This is a genomic window from Aerococcus sp. L_32, from assembly GCF_050689315.1.
This window is the reverse complement of sequence record NZ_JBOEQF010000470.1, coordinates 1-1,466: the sequence shown is the minus strand read 5'-3', so window position 1 is coordinate 1,466 and position 1,466 is coordinate 1. Positions and strand designations below refer to the sequence as shown.

1 protein-coding gene is annotated in these 1,466 nt (G+C 40.9%); it reads right to left on the bottom strand.

Going from position 1 to position 1,466, the window contains the following annotated elements; translation table 11 throughout:
• Positions 1 to 1,466, bottom strand: a 1,466-nt coding sequence (locus ACRCJ0_RS13955) for a transglycosylase domain-containing protein (RefSeq protein WP_431390830.1), incomplete at both ends; no start/stop codon positions are given.

Genomic DNA, 1,466 nt, shown 5'->3' with positions numbered 1-1,466 from the left:
TTATTCATAGAAGTTGACAGGGCATAGCGGGCGGTTACAAAGTCATTTGAAATGGTAGTCCCAAAGTTGGTTGGCTCATAAATGGACCCATCTGGTTGAACGATACGAGTATAAGTATCCGCTAGCATCGTATTTGCACCAGCAATTTGCTCCTGCAAGGCCGGACCATAAGTCAAGATAGGTTTAAATGATGAACCAGGTGAACGACGAGAACTAAAAGCGTGGTCAACTTGAGTGGTATCAAAGTCAATCCCACCTACAAATCCAAGGACTTGGCCAGTGTCGTTATCTAATAAAACTGTTCCATTTTGAACAGGTTCTACGACTTCAATCGGGTCACCATTTTCATCTGTTGATTCTGAATAATAGGTGGTACCAAATGAAGCAGAAAATTCTTGAACGGTTGAGTTCATTGTTTCGTAAATATCGGGATCGACTGTCGCTTTAATGGTTAAACCACCGTTACGCATTTGACTTTCAGCCTCAGCATAATATTGGTTGTATAACTGATCATTCGCGTTAACATCAGCCATAGTCAGTCCATCAGCCGCTACTTTTTGTGCCATCAAGATATCAATAGTTTCAAGTTCAACCGCTTGATAGATGTATGAATTACGTTCATCTGGTACTTCTTCGCTGGTTCCAGTACTTAGGAAGTCTTGGGTAATATCGTAATTAATGGCATCTTGATACTCTTCTTCAGTAATATAGTTGGTTAACCGCATTCTTTGTAAGACTTCATGCGAACGGGTAATCCCATCTTCTAAATATTCTGCATCTTTTAATTCACCAGATTGCAAGAAGGGGGTATAAGTATAAGGATTTTGCGGAATACCCACTAAAAAGGCTGCTTGTGCTAAAGTGACTTCACTCGCTGATACACCGAAAATCCCTTGGGCTGCTGTTTCAATCCCTGCAATATTCTCCCCTTTATGATTACGTCCGTATGGTGATTCATTCAAGTAACCTTGCAGAATCTGCTCTTTTGAATAGTGGTTTTCTAACCGCATCGCTAGCAAAATTTCCTTCGCCTTACGTTCAAAAGACACTTCATTGGTTAATAGTTTTTGTTTGATCAACTGTTGGGTAATAGTTGAACCACCGGAAGTCCCACCTACACCAAGGAAGGTTGAAGCACCTGCCCGGATAATGGCTGACGGTACGACACCATCATGTTCGAAGAAGTTTTCATCTTCCGTAGCCACTAAACCATTAACGATATACGGACTAACATTTTTCAGTTCAGTATTTTCACGAACCAAGTCAGCACGAATACTAGAAATTTCTGTATCATCACTATAAGTCATGGTAGAAATCTCACCGGCATTCTCCACCGCATTAGCAAGTTCCTCTTCAGTTGGGATTGGCATATCTTCTACCAAACCAATGAAATAGCCTGATCCTAAACCAAGCCCCAATGACCCACCAAGAAATAGGATAAGCAATAAGACTAGGAATATTTTAGC